This is a genomic window from Streptomyces tailanensis (assembly GCF_008386495.1).
Classification (GTDB): Bacteria; Actinomycetota; Actinomycetes; order Streptomycetales; family Streptomycetaceae; genus Streptomyces; species Streptomyces tailanensis.
Genome location: NZ_VTHJ01000026.1, coordinates 97,918 through 112,698 on the forward strand (window position 1 = coordinate 97,918; position 14,781 = coordinate 112,698).

General features: G+C 66.9%; 14 protein-coding genes and 1 pseudogene. 5 read left to right on the plus strand and 10 right to left on the minus strand.

Annotation, left to right across the window (positions count from 1 at the left end; translation table 11 throughout):
- Positions 1-182: 182 nt before the first annotated feature.
- The 4 genes from F3T56_RS22055 to F3T56_RS22070 form a co-directional block, all read right to left on the minus strand.
- Complete coding sequence (locus F3T56_RS22055) at positions 183-2,630, minus strand: helicase-associated domain-containing protein (RefSeq protein WP_246203751.1); 2,448 nt, start codon at positions 2,628-2,630, stop codon at positions 183-185.
- 207 nt (positions 2,631-2,837) lie between these two features.
- Positions 2,838-3,263: a PIN domain-containing protein gene (locus F3T56_RS22060; RefSeq protein WP_149827009.1), complete on the minus strand. Its 426-nt coding sequence runs from the start codon at positions 3,261-3,263 to the stop codon at positions 2,838-2,840.
- Positions 3,260-3,538, minus strand: coding sequence for a CopG family transcriptional regulator (locus F3T56_RS22065; RefSeq protein ID WP_149827011.1), 279 nt, complete (start codon positions 3,536-3,538; stop codon positions 3,260-3,262). The genes F3T56_RS22060 and F3T56_RS22065 overlap by 4 nt, the downstream gene beginning before the upstream one ends.
- 117 nt (positions 3,539-3,655) lie before the next feature.
- Positions 3,656-4,549 (minus strand): phosphorothioated DNA-binding restriction endonuclease, encoded by an 894-nt coding sequence (locus F3T56_RS22070; protein WP_149827013.1) that lies wholly within the window; start codon positions 4,547-4,549, stop codon positions 3,656-3,658.
- Between the two features lie 445 nt (positions 4,550-4,994).
- Between F3T56_RS22070 and F3T56_RS22075 the strand changes: the two genes are divergently transcribed.
- Both F3T56_RS22075 and F3T56_RS22080 read left to right on the plus strand, forming a co-directional pair.
- On the plus strand, positions 4,995-5,279 hold the full coding sequence (locus F3T56_RS22075) for a hypothetical protein (protein ID WP_149827015.1): 285 nt from the start codon (positions 4,995-4,997) through the stop codon (positions 5,277-5,279).
- The gene (locus tag F3T56_RS22080) at positions 5,261-5,674 is read left to right on the plus strand and encodes a DNA-binding protein (protein ID WP_149827017.1); all 414 of its coding nucleotides are present in this window, start codon (positions 5,261-5,263) and stop codon (positions 5,672-5,674) included. The genes F3T56_RS22075 and F3T56_RS22080 overlap by 19 nt, the downstream gene beginning before the upstream one ends.
- A gap of 131 nt (positions 5,675-5,805) precedes the next feature.
- Here F3T56_RS22080 and F3T56_RS22085 read toward each other — a convergent pair whose 3' ends face one another.
- Positions 5,806-7,050, minus strand: a complete 1,245-nt coding sequence (locus F3T56_RS22085) for a plasmid pRiA4b ORF-3 family protein (protein ID WP_149827019.1) — start codon at positions 7,048-7,050, stop codon at positions 5,806-5,808.
- Positions 7,051-7,163: 113 nt separating this feature from the next.
- On the opposite strand from F3T56_RS22085, the gene F3T56_RS22090 reads away from it, so the two are divergent.
- Together F3T56_RS22090 and F3T56_RS22095 are read left to right on the plus strand one after the other, a co-directional pair.
- Positions 7,164-7,886 (plus strand): hypothetical protein, encoded by a 723-nt coding sequence (locus F3T56_RS22090; protein WP_172639068.1) that lies wholly within the window; start codon positions 7,164-7,166, stop codon positions 7,884-7,886.
- A gap of 41 nt (positions 7,887-7,927) precedes the next feature.
- Positions 7,928-9,259, plus strand: coding sequence for a helicase-associated domain-containing protein (locus F3T56_RS22095; protein WP_246203752.1), 1,332 nt, complete (start codon positions 7,928-7,930; stop codon positions 9,257-9,259).
- A gap of 795 nt (positions 9,260-10,054) precedes the next feature.
- Here the strand turns inward: F3T56_RS22095 and F3T56_RS22100 are convergent.
- Entirely contained in the window at positions 10,055-12,058 is a 2,004-nt protein-coding gene (locus F3T56_RS22100; protein ID WP_149827023.1) for an outer membrane protein assembly factor BamB family protein, read from the minus strand.
- Between the two features lie 6 nt (positions 12,059-12,064).
- On the minus strand, positions 12,065-12,400 hold the full coding sequence (locus tag F3T56_RS22105; RefSeq protein ID WP_149827025.1) for a Pepco domain-containing protein: 336 nt from the start codon (positions 12,398-12,400) through the stop codon (positions 12,065-12,067).
- 331 nt (positions 12,401-12,731) lie between these two features.
- Between F3T56_RS22105 and F3T56_RS22110 the strand changes: the two genes are divergently transcribed.
- Complete coding sequence (locus F3T56_RS22110) at positions 12,732-12,968, plus strand: hypothetical protein (RefSeq protein WP_216372984.1); 237 nt, start codon at positions 12,732-12,734, stop codon at positions 12,966-12,968.
- On the opposite strand, the gene F3T56_RS22115 is transcribed toward F3T56_RS22110, so the two are convergent.
- From F3T56_RS22115 to F3T56_RS47025, 3 genes and pseudogenes are all read right to left on the minus strand, one after another.
- On the minus strand, positions 12,965-13,156 hold the full coding sequence (locus tag F3T56_RS22115; protein WP_149827027.1) for a hypothetical protein: 192 nt from the start codon (positions 13,154-13,156) through the stop codon (positions 12,965-12,967). The genes F3T56_RS22110 and F3T56_RS22115 overlap by 4 nt on opposite strands.
- A gap of 4 nt (positions 13,157-13,160) precedes the next feature.
- Positions 13,161-13,844, minus strand: a complete 684-nt coding sequence (locus F3T56_RS47020) for an IS4 family transposase (RefSeq protein ID WP_216372985.1) — start codon at positions 13,842-13,844, stop codon at positions 13,161-13,163.
- Positions 13,757-14,317 (minus strand): annotated as a pseudogene (locus tag F3T56_RS47025) (transposase domain-containing protein). Before F3T56_RS47025 ends, F3T56_RS47020 begins: the two are co-directional and overlap by 88 nt.
- Between the last annotated feature and the right edge of the window lie 464 nt (positions 14,318-14,781).

Genomic DNA, 14,781 nt, shown 5'->3' on the forward strand with positions numbered 1-14,781 from the left:
GGCGGCTGCGGAGGATACGAGATTCGAACTCGTGAGGGGTTGCCCCCAACACGCTTTCCAAATGTTCGTCTGGGGGTTCAGCGAGGGCCGGGGGCGTGCTGACCTGCGGTGGAGCGGGTGCTGAGGGAAGTTTCGGACGGCGCCGGACGGGGGTGAATGAGACCAAAACTGAGACCACGCGGCTACCCGGGCATGACGCCGTGAATGCGGGAGAGGGTGAAAACACGCTCGTCGTTTCGCAGGTGGCACCAGGCGTACAGGTAGGGCGGGTCGAGATCGAGCTCGCTGAGGGTCCGTATAGTGCGGCTGCCCGAGGCGGCGACGTATTCAATGGTGACCGGCTGGCCTTCGCTTACGGCATGGGCCAGCTGACGAACGTCGGTGAGGGATAGCTGACGGGCGTACCCGGCGATGATTTCCTCGGTGTCGCTGTCGAAGGGGATGCCGTTGTGCGGGTCGGGCTGCGGGGAGGCCGGTGGCGCGGTCTTCAGCCGAGTGGCCAGGGCACGCAGGTCGGCCGTCGCCGGAGTCTCATCCGTCCGGCCGTCGGTCTTCCGGCGGCGGGAGGTGCCGCCGGACCGGCGCGGGGACGGGACCAGTGCGACGGCACGGTGGCGCTGAGCCTTCTCGACTCGTACCGTCCCGTCGGCGGTTTCGGCGACTGGTGCATAGCCCGCGGCCCGGAGCGCTGCGAGGGTTTTGTCGAGCGAGGTCCGGCTTACCAGTACAGTCGGCGCCAGGTGGCGCAGGCCGAGTTGGGCTAGCCCCCGGTGGGCGGCCAGCTCGGCCAGGAGTGCGGGCTCTTCGCCGTGGAGCACGCAGGCCGCGGGGGCGATGCGAACCCGGCCGTGACCGCGCGCGGTGTCGTGGATCAAGTAGACCAGCGGCTGGGGGAGAGTCTCTACGGAGATGGCGGCCAGGTCGGCTTCGATGGCATCGGGGGTGCGGCCGGCGTCCAGGGCCCGGCGGATGGTGCCGGAGCTGAACCGCCACACCGATGCCGTGCCGCCGGTTTCGCGGTCGGCGACCGAATCCAGCAGCGTGGTGAGGCGGGCGGACGGCGTGCCGGTGACGACGGCCGTGAGGTCGGCGCCGAAGCGGGCGGACGCAGTGGCGTCGGGAAGCAGCCGTCGGCAGGCGGCGGCCAGTGTCTCGGCGTCATCGTCCGGCCGGGTGGACAACAGGGCGGTCCCGACGGGGGACAGAGCGCCCCGGGCGAGAACGCCGAGCAGTTCCGCCTCGCGGATCACGGTGGCGAACGGCGTGGCGTCCTGGGGCAGCGAGTCGGCGAGTGGACGGTGCCAGGCGACAAGCGGGCCCAGGTCCGCGTGACTCTTCACGCCGTGCCCCACTGGGAGCCGTGCCGCGGCGGTGAGGAGACCCTCCCGGGCCTGCAGACAGCCGCCACAAGGAGGTGCTCCGGCAAGCACGGCCAGGGACTTGCCGTCCTCGTCGCGGGCCTGACCGGGGGTGAGCTGCATTGTCCGCCACGCCCGGAGAAGCACCGCGAACTGTTCAGCCGGTTCCTGTTCCGCCCAGGCGTCGTAGCCCTCCGTCGCCGTGACCCTGTCGCCGTCCCGGGCCAACAGCCCGGCGGCGTAGGCCGTTTCGAACACAATGCGCACCACGACGTCGTCACAGCGTGCCGCCTTGCCGACCCGGGAGAGTTCTCGTGCTCCGATCCCGCCGCTCTTCAGCCGGGCCGGCGGTGAGGCGGCGCACACCGTGAGAACCGAGGCGGCATGAGCGCCGAACGCCATGGCCGCGGCCGTCGCCTCGCGGTCCACCTCGGCCGGGGTGACGGGCACGGTGGGCACATCGGGCGGGACGGGCTCGAACGGAGCGCGCCAGCCGGGCCCGCGCAGTGCGAGCGCCACCTCGGCCGGCATGCGCGCCGTTCCGTACCCGCGACGGTCCTGAACCAGCAGTCCCCGCTCCAGCGCCCATCGCGCACCCGGCTCCGAGTCGATCCCCGGAGACCCGAACACAATGAACTCCGACCGCCCCGGCGTGGTCCTCGCCCGGCGCTCAAGCAGCTTGCGGGTGGCCACCGGAGCCCGTGCCACGAGTTCGGTGATCCGCTCGCTGTCTCTGTGGTGTTCCACCAGGTCCGTCAGCCGCTGCTGCTTGGTGCCACCGGACTTGATCCCCAATGCCCCCAGCATGCGGCGCAGTTCGTCGGAGGTGGTGTCCTTCAGCAGTTGACGCAGTGGTGGGTCCAGTCCCAACGGAGCGTCCCAAGCCTGCCGCAGCGGCGCCACCATGCGCAGCAGTCCCTGACCATCCGGCCAGACCAGCGCGTGATCGGCCAGCGTGTGAAGGGCCGCGTCCAGCCCGCGAGCACGCTCCTCGTCCACCGCTCCCAGCAGTTCCGCCGCGGCATCGCGGGTGGTGGGCGCCAGCGCCGCGAGCGCCTCGGCCACCTGCAGGTGCGGGAGCGCGAGCCGGGGTAGTACCTGTGCCACCGCCCCCGGCCGCTGCAGGCGGTCCGCCAGTTCGCCGACCGACCTCGGCTCCGGAGGAGACACGGCATCGGTCCTCGTTGTGAGGACCCTCTCCAGCCGCGCTGTATTTAGGCTGAGCAGCCAGGCGGCCAGTGTTGATCCACTGGACTTACTGATGGGGAACACCTCACCGTCGAAGAGCAGGATGGCTCCGCAAGGGAACCGGCACGCACCGTATTCAAGGGTGGCGGACGGACAACGCCGATGGTCACACGAAAGGGTGTTGCATGCTGCGCGGCCGTGGTGCGGGGGCGTACACCGTAAGGGTGGCCGATGTCCGCCCGAGTGCATGCCGCGGCGACGTCGGCTGACGTCGCCGACTATCGCCGCGGGTCATACCTTCCGGACGACGATCGACTCCGGGACCAGTCGCTCCAGATCGTCCACGTCCGAGGTGAAGACGGTGACCTGCCCCTTCTGCCGCCGGGCGATGACGGCCAGTACCGCGTCGATGGCGTACTTGTGTCCGTGCAGCTTCGCGTCGGCCAGGAGCCGACGGGCCTGACGTGCCTCGTCCTTCCCGATCTCGGCAACCTTGAGGCGCGAGAGGACCCAGTCCCAGCGCTGCTCGGTGGTCCTGCCGTCGTATGCCTCGACCAGCGTCATAGGAGATGTCACCACCTCGGCCTCGCCCCGCGCTGCGAGGTCCAGCCAGGCGATCATCTTCCGGTCACCGCGCACGGCGAGGGACAGTGCCTCACAGTCGAGCACGAAGACGCGCAGCCGCGGCTGCGCAGGGTCACCGGCCCGTTTCTTCACGCGGCCTCTCCTGCATTGTCCTTGGCGGTGGCGCGGCGGCGCTCGTGCTCGGCGTCGAGGTCCGCCAGCTCCTCCAGCGCTTCCACATGTTCGTCATCGGTGACGGGGCCGTGTTCCTCCTGCAGCCAGTCCACGAGTTCCCGCAGCCGGTCCCGGTCGCGCTTGAAGCGCAGTGCCTCGGCGACGTACGCCGACAGGCCCCGCTCGGCTGCCTCCGTGCAAATCTCGTCCAGGAGATCCTCAGGGATGGTCACCGTCACCTTCTTGGTTGCCATACAAGTCACCATACTCCTGGTATCGAATCCCTTACCAGGTTGTCGCTGCGACAGCCTCAAGTACGGCCGGCGCACGTGGCCGGGCTCGGCCGGAGAGTTCCGGCGCGGAGTCGGCTGTCAGGAGGCTGTGGCGGGGCGTGGGTCGCCGTGGAACACTTGGCTCGCGTGCCAGGCGCGATGGGTCGGCGCGATGGAGCGGACGCCCGGCTGAGGGCCGAGGAGCGTACGGCCCGCGAGTGCTATGACGTGTTCGTGGGCGGCAGGGCTGTGGCCGACGAACCGCTGTGAGACCAGGATGCGGTGGCCGTCGCCGACACCGAGGGCGCCCTTGTCGAAGAGCTTGTGGTGCAGCGAGCACAGACACAGTCCGTTGTCGACATCGTCAGGGCCGCCGAACGCCCACCACCGCACGTGCGCGGCCTCCAGTCCGACCGGAATCGCGCCGATCCTGCCGTCATAGCCGCAGAAGGCGCACCGATACTCGTAAGCCGTCAGCACCAGCTCCCGCATCCGTGGGTCCCGGCGCCTCCGCACGGCCGAGACCTCGGCGGTCTCCGCCTGTTCCAGCTCCAGACCGACGACTTCGCACAGCTCGTCGTGGAGCGATGGCGGGAAGTTCAGGTCGAGCAGCACCCGTGCCATCCGGCCGAGCAGCGACGGCTCACGCCGCAGCGCCGTCCGCAGGTCGGGCGCCAGGCGCCCTGCCGCTCCCGCGGCCCGCAGCTCCCCTACCCCACTACCGGGGCTGCCCGGTCCGCGATCGGTACGCACCTCCCACACCCCGTCACTGGCCAGGTGATGGAACGGGTAGGCGGGCGTCGTCTTGTTGGGTGGCCCGTACTCGGACAGCAGCCGCTTCAGGTCCTCTTCCACTGCGCTGTACCGCAGCTCGTCGTCGGCACCCTGTTGGAACCGGCCGAGGGCGTACAGAAACAGCAGCGGCTTGTGCGGAGCGCGAGTGCCGCTTCTGGTCCACTGCCTCAGCTTTGCGGTGCGCTCCAGCCAGTCCATGACCGGCGATCGTAGCGGCGCCCTCGGACACTGTCCCGGACTTGCGAGGGCAGGCGGCTGACGGCGACCTGGGGGCGCAGCGATTTGCGCTGAATGACCGGAATAAGCGAGACCAAAACTGAGACCAGGGCATGCCAGAGCGTCGGACCGCGAGTTGCGGCCCGACGCTCGGTTTTGCCTGTTCAGGCGGCTGCGGAGGATACGAGATTCGAACTCGTGAGGGGTTGCCCCCAACACGCTTTCCAAATGTTCGTCTGGGCGTCCGGCGGGGGACGGGGGCGTTCTGACCTGCGGTGGATCGGATTATTCAGTGACGTCTGGACGCAACTGAACGCGGGTGAATGAGACCAGAACTGAGACCGCGAGGTGACGGGTGGGTGGCTCACGTCGTTCGGTGGGTGCTGCACTCGCGCCGAATTCCTACTTGTTTGATAATGTCGATCCCATGAGCGAGATTCCTTACAACGTCGGCGAGGGGCCAGCCACTAGGGTCAGCCTCTCCCTCCCCGAGGGGACGGCGGAGGCGATCCGCCGGCGAGTCGGCAAGCGTGAGTTCTCTGCGTTCATCACCGAAGCGGTGGAGCGCGAGCTGCGCGGTCAGATCCTGGATGAGTACCTGGCCGACTACGAACGCCGTCAGGGGCCGATCTCCGAGCACGAGCAGGAGCGGGCACGCCGGGTCTTCGACGAGGTGTTCGCAGAGGAGGGGCAGTGGCCCGCCGCAAGCTGAGCCACGAAGGCACCCTCGTTCTCGACTGCGAGGGCCTGTCGAAGTTCGTCAGTGATCACGAGCCCGTCGTCGCCCTCGTCGCCGAAGCCCGCAAGCGGGGCATGGAGGTGGTCATCAGCGCACTGACCATCATCGAAGCGGTGCATCGCCGGACCGACAAGGCGCGGCTCGCCTGGGTCCTGTCCGGCGTGCGGATCGTGCACATCGGCGACGAGGAGGCCAAGACCGCCTCAGCCATGCTGATCAACGCTGGGCTGCATGGTCACAAATACGCCATCGACGCTGCCGTGGCCGAGATGGCGCTGCGGCAGCGCCGCCCGGTCGTCATGCTCACCTCGGACATTGACGACATGACGAAGCTCTGCGGCGACCGAGTGCGCCTCGTCGCCGTGTAGTAGATGCCCAAGACCCGAACGCCGGGGACGGAAGGTCGGCCCGTACGTTCTTGTCCGAGTGCGGTGGGGCCGGTGGACCAGTCGGTAGCACCCAGGACCGTGAACGGCTGCGTGGCCGGACGCTTCGTCTTTCATGGTGCCGTGCGGTGCAGCAGCCGCGTGTTGGCTGCGTCCGGCGTGAAACGGTCAGGGGTGAATTCCGTGGCGGACCGAAGTCCGAGCCACTCCAGCATGGCGTGGTGTTCTCCATGCGCCGGGTCGGCGAGGATCACTTTGAGATCGCTGTAGCCGGGGGCGCCGCCGCAGTCCTCGGGCGGGCACGCCCCGGCACCGTCCACGCAGTACGGATAGTGGAGCCCGGCTGCGGCTGTCTGGAACTGCTCCACGGTGATGAGGTGCTCCCAGGAGTCCCCGAAGTCGTAGGTGTACACACACTGGGCACCCGACTTGAGTAGGGCGCCCAGTGTGGCGGTGCGCTCGTCGCGGAATCCGAGTTCGCCGTCGGGACGGCCGTACTGGACGCCGTCGATGGTGAACACGTGCATGTGGCAGTTCTGCCAGCCCATCGCGTCCTGGATCACGGAGTGAAGCCGGTCCAGGTGGATCGAGGCGGGCACCAGCAGCTGCCGCCAAACCCGGGGGTCGTCCACGTCGGCGAGCTCGACGAGGATCCGCAACACCGCGTCGCCGGGCTCGGGCTCGCCGCGCATCCGGGCCGTCTCGATGCGGCCGTCCGCCGTCAACTCGGCGGTGGTCTCCGTGAGATGGACAGCGCCCAGGGAGGCGAGGGCCTTCAGGACCCGTTGGACGTCGTGGTCGTTGGCGGTGCGTAGATGCCCCAGACGGTCGGGGGACAGGTCGTCGAGCACGTACAGCGGGCTGACCGCGTGCCACACCACTTCGTACAGGTCACTGAGCGGCGCCGGGGCCGTGGCGGCGTACAGCCGGTACAGCAACGCCCGCAGGCCCCGGTCGTACTCGTGCGTGAACAGGGATTCCAACCAGCCGGAGACCGTCACGGCCGGGCCGATGTGCGGCAACGCGGAGAACAGGACGCCACGCAGTTCGTCGGGGTGGTCCAGCAACTCGGCGTTCTTCTTCACCGGCAACAGGCGCCCGCCCACGGTCCGCAGCAGTCGTGCCGCCTTCGCCCACTCCACCAGCAGCGTGAGGTGGTACAGCTCCTCGCTGGACTTCGTCTTGAACGTACGGTCCCCGATCACGGGGTCCATCCGGTCGCCGGTGTCCAGAACCTCCACCAAAGCTCGCGCGTCGGTAAGCGTCACACGGCCGGTCTGGGGCAGCTTGCGTCCCGCTCCGACCCAACCGACCAGCGCCAGCACCTGCTCGACGGTCCTGCCCACTGCCTCACCCATGCTGACCTGCCCGTTCCGGTTCGTTTCCCGTATCACCCGAACCCAGGATGGCAGCACCGCCGGCGCACCCTGTTCTTCGCATGGGGGCGACACGGAAGTGGAAGACTACGACGGTGACGACGCACGACGAGGAACTGCTGGCCCGGGTCCGGGAGATGAGGGAGCGCGGCAGCGCGCCGAAGCAGATCGCGAAGGCGCTGGGGCTGCGCCCGGCCCAGGCCACCGCGCTGGTCAGACGGGTCGCCGAGGCGGCGCTGGCGAACGTCGCGCCGGATGAGCGGCCGGTGGTGGGCTGCTGGGTCAACGCGGGCTGGAGCGCGGGACTGGACATGGCCGAAGCCCCGGCCTGGGCGGCGGCCGACCCCCTCGGCCAGGAGCCGGACCCGGGCACGGACGGCTTCGCCCAGATTCTCCTGGCCCGCCAGGAACGTGCCAGCAGAGTGACCGTCATCGGGTTCCTGGTGGACGTGTACTGCCTGGGAGTCAAGAACGTCACCGAACCCGAGGTGATGGGGTCCGGAACCCTGACCACTTACGTACCGATGTACTACTCGGCCTTCGATCACCGGCCACTGTCGATCGGCGTGGAGCAGGCGCAGACGATCGTGCACGATGCGGTCGCCTACGCCCGCGGTCTTGGCTTCGAGCCCGCGGGCGGCTTCGCCGACGCCGCAGCGCACCTCGGTGCCCCGCCCGGCGACGGGCCCGTCATCGGCTTCGGCCGGGACGGCAAGCCGTTCTACTTCTCCGGCCCGCACGACAACCCGCGCAAGGTGGTCCAGATCCTCGAGCGCACCTGCGGTCCGGGCAACTACGACTACGTTGCCCATCTGTAGGAACGGGGGGCGCGAGTGGCACGAAGCGGGGAACACGAGCAGTGATACCGGTCGAACAGCAACAGGAGCCCACCGGCACTCCAAGAGTCCGGCACACCGAGCACGAGGCGCAGGCCAACCTGCTGACGGTGCTGCGCCTGTGTATGACGGGGAAGCTGCGGTGCAGCGAAAAGACCCGCCGCCCCAGCACCGCCACCGTCTCGGCGGTCGCCGACGTCCTGGACGGCGGCGACTTCTATCCGCACGAGGCCATCGCCGCCTTCGCCTGGCCGATGCTGCTCCAGGCAGGCGGCCTCGCCCAGCTCACCGGCGGTCGGCTGGTGCTGACCACGCGCGGACGGGCCGCGCTGACCCGGCCACCGCAAATGATCATTCCGCAACTGTGGCAACGCTGGCTGAACAACAGCCTCCTCGACGAGTTCTCCCGCGTCGAGGAGATCAAGGGCCAGCGCTCGGCGAACGTCCTGACCGCCGCCAAACCGCGCCGCAAGCTCGTTGGCCAAGCGCTGGCCGGCCTCACCCCGGGCGAGTGGACGTCCGTCGACGGCCTGTTCACGGACATGCGCGCGGCCGGCCTGAATCCGGTCGTCCACCGCAGTGAACGCGCCCTGTGGAAGCTGTACCTGGAGGATCCGCAATACGGCAGCCTCGGCTACGACGGCTACCACGGCTGGTCCCTCCTCCAGGGTCGATACACCCTGGCGGTGCTCTTCGAGTACGCCGCCACGCTCGGTCTTATCGACATCGAGTACGTCCCCCCGGCGGGCTCCCGCGATGACTACCGGGACAACTGGGGCGCCGATTACCTCGACCAGCTCAGCCGCTACGACGGCCTGTCCGCACTCCGCCTCAATCCCCTGGGGGCCCACGCAGTCGGCCTCACGGGCGACTACGCCCCTGCTCAGGCCCCCGTCTCGGCCGTCCCGACGGGCAGGGTCACCGTCCTGGCGAACTTCGACATCGTCGCCCTCGACGGGCTGCCCTCCGCCGACACACTCCTCCTGGACGCCTTCTGCGACCGGAAAACCGACCGGGTCTGGACGCTCACCACCGCTTCTCTTCTGCACGCCCTCGACCGCGGGCACACCCTCGACGAGCTCCGTGGCTACCTGAACCAGGCCGCCTCGCACTCCGTGCCCCAGACCGTCACCACCCTGCTCGACGACACCGGCCGCCGCGCCGGCCGACTCCGCGATACAGGGCAGACCCATCTCATCGAGTGCGCGGACGAGGCACTGGCAGCCCTCGTCATCAGCGACCGCCGCCTGCGCGTGCTGTGTACCCGAATCGGTGAGCGCCACCTTGCGGTCTCCCCCGACCGTCTGCCTGCGTTCCGCAAGGCCGCCCTGGCCCTGGGCTACCCGCTGGCCTGATGGCACGAGGAGAGCCGCTTCGGGGTCCCTCTGGCCGGTGCCGGGGCGCACGCCGCGGCGTGACCGCGGATCACCGACAGAGGACGCGTTCTCCGCACGGGCGAAATGCCTTGAATGCCAGAAATAAATGAGACGAAAACTGAGACCAGGGCATGCCAGAGCGTCGGACCGCGAACTGCGGCCCGACGCTCTATTTCGCCTGTTCAGGCGGCTGCGGAGGATACGAGATTCGAACTCGTGAGGGGTTGCCCCCAACACGCTTTCCAAATGTTCGTCTGGGGGTTCGGGAGGGATCAGGGGCGTTCTGACCTGCGGTGGAGCGGGGCTGGGGGTAGCTGGCGGATGGCGCTGGACGGCGGTGAATGCAACCAGAACTGCAACCAGAGGGGAGTGGGTTCCCGCTGGTCAGACGGCCTGCGGCATCGTTCGCTCAGGCATCAAGGGCGCGAGGGTTGCTGGGGACCGGCGGAGTCGTCGAAGCACCGCCTATGCCGCGTGTGGGTCGCGGTTGTTCGGGACCACCAGATGGCGTTGTCGGTGAACGGGCGGCGGTCCAGCGGGCGGCCTGTTCGCCCCAGTGTGGCCAAAATGCTGGACACGCAAGGCTCGGACCGTGCTGGTGAGGTCGCGGTGGAATCGCCGGTGGTCGTGGTGAAGGCCATGAGCGCTTCGCCGACTCGTTGCGAGCGGCTGTAGCAGGGCCTCAGCCGTGGCGGTTCAAGCTGCCTCCCCGCCGCCGGCGCAACGGAGTCGAGCGCGGCGTCCGGTATGGGAGTTTGCGGTAGCAGAAGCGCCCTATGCTCTCACCGCGCGCAAGGAATGGCCAGCGCTTGCATATACCACGCCGTCAACCACAGTCGGAGATGACAAGGAGCCAGAGCCTGACGGTAATTCCCAGCGCCGTTTTCCTGTGCGAGCATCCATGGCATACAAAATGACATTGGCAATTTCATCACCGATGTCACCGCTTTTGCCAGAGAAATCTCCCATCCCCACATATACAACACCGTTGGCCACAGCCGGAGTCCCAACCACATCGTGGCGCGTGCGCACCTGCCAGCGTTGCTTGCCGGTGCGAGCGTCCACCCCGTACAGGCTGCCCAACTCATTGCCTATGCAGGCAACGCCATCGGCCACCGCCGGATGGTCCACCCAGTCGCCTGTAGGGAATATCCACTTCTGTTGTCCGGTGCGGGCGTCCAGACAGTACAAGTCTGTGCCATCTGAGCCGCCGCCGAGGTAAACAGAGCCGTGGGCCAGCGCCGGCTGTGAAGGGTCTATGCCCACGCGAGCAGCCCATCTGGCTATTCCGGTGCGAGCGTCAATAGCATACAAGTCCGTTCCATCGCTCAGGCCGCCGGGCACATACACCAGACCTTCGGCCACAGGTGGACGGAAAACGAAACCATAGTCGCCATAACCGGTATCGTACTCCCACCTTTTCGCACCGGTGCCAGCATCGATTGCATAGATAATTCCTGACATGCTGTTGAAGTAGACCATGCCATCGGCCACGGTCGGTGACGACTCCACCTCATCATCGGCCAGGAACTTCCATTGTTGGTGGCCGTTGTGCGCATCCAGGGCGTAAAGATTCCTATCGTAGCTGCCCACATATACGACCCCGTCGGCCACCGCCGGGGAAGAATGTTTCAGACCGACCCGAACAGGCGACTTCCATTTCTGTAGCCCGGTCCGGGTATCCACTGCGTACAGATATTGATCCTGGCTACTGAAGTATGCGATTCCGTCTTCCACGGCGGGAGATGAATTGACTGAACCGCCCGTCGTAAATTCCCATAGCTTTTTACCGAGGATGCGAGGGGACTTCTTATCAGTGCTGATGTTACTGTCAGGCCAAAGAGTGTAAGCCACCCCGCCGGTAGTTGCGGCCGTGAGCACGAAAAGGGCCTGTCGACGCGAGATTCTTGGTGAACTGCCCGCGACTGGCCAAGCTGACGTCCTGCTGTTGCACGGTTCTTCAGGCTGGGCGGGTATTTTGCCTGCCCAGCCAGCCACCTGAGGGGGCGTGAGGGCGAAAGTGTGGGGATCGACGTCTGTGATGACTCGCAATTGTTGCGGACTCCCCTTCTTGTCGTACGCGCTATGCAACTCGCCTACACGATCCTGGACCGCCTCACGGAAGCTCATGAGGTCGAGGGAATCGTGCCGCATGGCGAAAACGTCGCACACCGCCCGCGAGAAGAGGCTGAACGAGTCGCCAGGATCGGTGTCGCATTCCGCACCAGGTTGAACTCGGTCTTCGGGGCGTACGAACAGTGACGATTGGCCGGGCGAGCATGCATAGACGTAGGCAAGCTTCTTGCGAAGCACACGGTCGACTTTCCTCGTAGCCCATCCCCTGACGCCGACAAACGCCATCGAGTCTTGCTCGATTCCCTCACGGCAGGCATCAATGCAGATCACCACGCGCTCTGCGGGTGTCTCTTCCAACTCCTTCTTCCAGTCGATGGCGACACAGCACAACACGAACGGATCTATTTCAGGGTGTGCGTCCTCGGGGACGAGGTAATCCTGCCCACGCGCGTGCACGCCGTGACCGCTGAGCAGGACAAACAGCGTGTCGCCACGCCCAGCGCGCCTGAGGAATCCGCGGACCTCGCCGTTGATGAAATTAGCCCCGACCTGTCTGTCGCTCCTCGCGAGCCGTACCTGGAAGCCGCGATGATTGAGCACCCAAGCCAGGCGGACCAGATCTGTAGCTACGAAGGGAAGAGGAGGAATGCCAGCGCTCTCATAATCGCTGGCCCCGACCAGTAGCGCCGCGTATCGTCTCATGTTCCGCTATTGCTTGAAGACCAACGTGATCGCGCGCGTGCCTTGTACCTGGGCGGTACCAAAAAGCTGGACGCCTCCACCAGCAGTCACTTGGAACGAGAGCTGTGCTTCCTTGAGCGAGAGCGTGCCATTGCGGGCGGCCACCTCTGAGAACACCTCCTGCAGGGCATCAACTACCTCGGCGAGGTTCTTGCGTAGCGGGCCCAAGGGGACATTGCGCAGAGCTACATCTCCGCTGTGACCGAATAGGCCCATGGAGTCGCTATTCTCCGGATGCTCCTCCTCGATCGAAACCAAGAATGGCAGCGTCCGCTGATCGACCGCGGTGTTGCGCCCTTCCATGAGTCACCTTCATTCCTGTGCCTGTGTCCAGTTGGGAACAACGCCTATCAATCTAGGCCGGAAAGATACCACTCCGGGGAAATACCGGAAAGTAACTGTGATTTGCGCAAGAGAAAACGTTTCGGCTGCTCGTTTGGTGAACGGTTTAGGGTGGTATGGAAAGAAAGAGGTGTGTCGTCAAATTGCTCCGACTTTGTGACAGGATGGACCTCTTCTGGCCTTGCAGCATGGAGCAGCGTCGAGGTGACCAAGGCCGTCCGTGAGATGGGACGGGCGCGGGATGCCAAGAAGCTCAAGAAGCCGGGCAAGAACTGAACGGTACCGAGCTGGCTTGAGCACTGGATCGAGATCCGAGAACATGTACGACGGCTACGAGGCAGATGCCCGTGTCCACCTCGTCACGGGCATGGGTGTCGACCGGACCAGCGTGGCCGAGATCGCCAAAGCCCCGCGCCTCGAAGAGAGGACATTGAGCCGTACACGATTTGAGGAGGTTCAGAGCCTGCTTTTCCAGGTGGCCAAGCTCCGAGCCAGTTGGCGCTGGGTCGTCAACAACGTCGCTTCTTAAGCGGCTTGTGAGAGGTCGTCAGGTTGCGCTCTCGCTTCGAGGAGCATGAGGTTGATGGTGTAGGTGGCTCGGCTGGTGGGTGGTTCGCCGGGGCGGAGGGTGCGGTAGCCGGAGCCGGAGCGTTTGGTGGCGCGGGGTGCGGTGCGTCCGGGCCGGGGGCGGACGGCCTGGGTGGCGAGGTCGGCCATGACCTCACGGGTCTTGGCGGCCAGGCGGCGAGGGGGGAAAGTCCGCGCCGACGGTGCGCCGGGCGGCGTTCAGGGCGTTCTTGAAGCTGATGTGGCCGGGCGGGAGGTGGTGTTCGTGGCCGGTGTCGGTGGTCAGTTGCCGGGTCGCCTGGTAGACGCAGAGCATGGCCCACAGTTCCTGCTCGACCATGGCGGGGCTGTTGGAGCGCAGGGTGGCGGTGCGCCCGCCGCGCTGCTCGATCTTGATGTGCCGGTAGATCGTTTCGCTGGTCCAGCGGCGGGCGTACAGCTCCGCCAGCTCGGCCGCGGGCGCGGTCTGCGGGTCGAGGAGCGTGGTGATCAGGCAGAACAATTCCGTGGTCTGGCTGCCGTGTTCGTCGGTCCGGGTGATCGTGTACTCGATGACGCGGACATCGATCGTGCGCTTGGTGCGCTGCTCGCGCAGACGGGACAGGCAGGTGCCGTCGGGCAGTACTTCCACCACCGGCAGGCGGAAGGAGTCCGACACCCGCCACAGCAGGTCGGCCCCGGTGGCGGCGGCCTTCTCCCACAGGGTGAAGGACGGGAAGCCGCGGTCGGCCAGCAGCAGCATGCCGGCCTTCAGGTGGTGCAGCAGCCGGTGCGCGAGAGTGCGCTCGCCGGTGGCGAACGGCCCGAGACAGCGCCCACCACGGCGTGGGTGCCGCACTCGCCGAGCGCCACCATCCGCGCCTGCGGGTATCCCGCCTGCCGCTCGCCATTCGAACTACCGCCGAAATAAGCGGCGTTGGCGTCGGAGGCGGGCACGTCGAACAGCGTGCCGTCCAGCGACACCAGCCGCCGGCCCCGCCAGAACACCCCCGGCGTCGCAGGCGTGCCCTGCACCCCGGCCACCTGGCTGAACAGCCAGCGCAGCGGCGCCGCCCCCAGCCGGGCACGCGCCTTGGTGACCGAGCCGGTCCGGGCCGGACGCGTCCACTTCTCACCCGCCCGACGCGGGACGTTCTCCAGCAGCTCGCGCAGCACCCCGCCGTACCCCTGCCCGGTAAACAGTCACATCGCCAGCGTGAAGTACACCATCAGCGTGCTCGGCAGCGCCTTCGTGCGCTCCTCCCACGCCCCGGCCTCCTCGACCGCCTGGTGCACCAGTTCCGGCGTGAACGTCCTGGTCAGCAGCCCCATCCGGACCCGCTCCGGAAAGCTGTCCCCGGCTATGTGATCACGTGCCACAAGGACGAGACCCTACGCCATCAAGATCAGCCAACGGAAGCGACGTTGGGGTCGTCACCCTGGCGCTCGGGCTCCACCGGGAAGACGTCGACCTGGACGTGGGGTACGTCCGAACCGCCCAAGGGGCAAGTCAGGTATTCGGGTGATCTTCATGCTGGGGTGGGGTGTGCTCGCGTATCGTCCACCGGGTGATTGATGCGAGCGTGGCGGCCCGAAGTGACATCTCCGAAAGTGCGCTCGCGGAGCTGATCGATGTCTTCAGCCTCGGAGACGTGCGGGAGCGTCGGTATCTCCCCGACGGGCTGATGAATGCGAACTGGAGGCTGGACACTCCGGCCGGGAGATTCGCTCTGAGTGGGCGTTCACATAGCTTTTTTTCGGTATGCAAGTTTTGCCCATGCCTCGCTTTGGGCGCA

Bases quoted from the DNA above. Each gene is read 5' to 3' on its own strand.
- F3T56_RS22065 (WP_149827011.1), bottom strand. From the start codon at position 3,538: ATGGCAACCAAGAAGGTGACGGTGACCATCCCTGAGGATCTCCTGGAC.
- F3T56_RS22070 (WP_149827013.1), bottom strand. From the start codon at position 4,549: ATGGACTGGCTGGAGCGCACCGCAAAGCTGAGGCAGTGGACCAGAAGC.
- F3T56_RS22075 (WP_149827015.1), top strand. From the start codon at position 4,995: ATGAGCGAGATTCCTTACAACGTCGGCGAGGGGCCAGCCACTAGGGTC.
- F3T56_RS22085 (WP_149827019.1), bottom strand. From the start codon at position 7,050: ATGGGTGAGGCAGTGGGCAGGACCGTCGAGCAGGTGCTGGCGCTGGTC.
- F3T56_RS22100 (WP_149827023.1), bottom strand. From the start codon at position 12,058: ATGAGACGATACGCGGCGCTACTGGTCGGGGCCAGCGATTATGAGAGC.
- F3T56_RS22105 (WP_149827025.1), bottom strand. From the start codon at position 12,400: ATGGAAGGGCGCAACACCGCGGTCGATCAGCGGACGCTGCCATTCTTG.
- F3T56_RS22115 (WP_149827027.1), bottom strand. From the start codon at position 13,156: ATGGCCGACCTCGCCACCCAGGCCGTCCGCCCCCGGCCCGGACGCACC.